The organism is Streptomyces sp. NPDC006265, assembly GCF_040613555.1.
In the GTDB taxonomy this organism is placed as follows: domain Bacteria; phylum Actinomycetota; class Actinomycetes; order Streptomycetales; family Streptomycetaceae; genus Streptomyces.
In genome coordinates this window covers 1-1,404 of record NZ_JBEXSH010001409.1, presented here as the reverse complement: position 1 = coordinate 1,404, position 1,404 = coordinate 1, and the positions used below count along the sequence as shown (strand labels likewise).

At 57.4% G+C, this 1,404-nt stretch carries 1 rRNA gene; it reads left to right on the top strand.

What is annotated here, in order from left to right:
- Window positions 1-134: 134 nt before the first annotated feature.
- A 23S ribosomal RNA gene (locus ABZ281_RS49350) occupies window positions 135-1,404 on the top strand; the annotation flags it as partial.

Genomic DNA, 1,404 nt, shown 5'->3' with positions numbered 1-1,404 from the left:
GCCGGGCACGCTGTTGGGTGTCTGAGGGAACGAAATTTCCTCAGTCGCCGGCCCCAGTGAACTCGCCTGTGAAGGGCGGGGTGATGGGTGGCTGGTCGTTGTTTGAGAACTGCACAGTGGACGCGAGCATCTGTGGCCAAGTTTTTAAGGGCGCACGGTGGATGCCTTGGCACCAGGAACCGATGAAGGACGTGGGAGGCCACGATAGTCCCCGGGGAGTCGTCAACCAGGCTTTGATCCGGGGGTTTCCGAATGGGGAAACCCGGCAGTCGTCATGGGCTGTCACCCATGCCTGAACACATAGGGCATGTGGAGGGAACGCGGGGAAGTGAAACATCTCAGTACCCGCAGGAAGAGAAAACAACCGTGATTCCGGGAGTAGTGGCGAGCGAAACCGGATGAGGCTAAACCGTATACGTGTGAGACCCGGCAGGGGTTGCGTATGCGGGGTTGTGGGATCTCTCTTCCACGGTCTGCCGGCCGTGGGACGAGTCAGAAACCGTTGATGTAGGCGAAGGACATGCGAAAGGTCCGGCGTAGAGGGTAAGACCCCCGTAGTCGAAACATCAGCGGCTCGTTTGAGAGACACCCAAGTAGCACGGGGCCCGAGAAATCCCGTGTGAATCTGGCGGGACCACCCGCTAAGCCTAAATATTCCCTGGTGACCGATAGCGGATAGTACCGTGAGGGAATGGTGAAAAGTACCCCGGGAGGGGAGTGAAATAGTACCTGAAACCGTGTGCCTACAAGCCGTGGGAGCGTCGGAACAAGGCTTGCCTTGTTCTCGTGACTGCGTGCCTTTTGAAGAATGAGCCTGCGAGTTTGCGGTGTGTTGCGAGGTTAACCCGTGTGGGGAAGCCGTAGCGAAAGCGAGTCCGAATAGGGCGTTTCAGTAGCACGCTCAAGACCCGAAGCGGAGTGATCTAGCCATGGGCAGGTTGAAGCGGAGGTAAGACTTCGTGGAGGACCGAACCCACCAGGGTTGAAAACCTGGGGGATGACCTGTGGTTAGGGGTGAAAGGCCAATCAAACTCCGTGATAGCTGGTTCTCCCCGAAATGCATTTAGGTGCAGCGTCGTGTGTTTCTTGCCGGAGGTAGAGCACTGGATAGGCGATGGGCCCTACCGGGTTACTGACCTTAGCCAAACTCCGAATGCCGGTAAGTGAGAGCGCGGCAGTGAGACTGTGGGGGATAAGCTCCATGGTCGAGAGGGAAACAGCCCAGAGCATCGACTAAGGCCCCTAAGCGTACGCTAAGTGGGAAAGGATGTGGAGTCGCAGAGACAACCAGGAGGTTGGCTTAGAAGCAGCCACCCTTGAAAGAGTGCGTAATAGCTCACTGGTCTAGTGATTCCGCGCCGACAATGTAGCGGGGCTCAAGCGTACCGCCGAAGTCGTGTCATT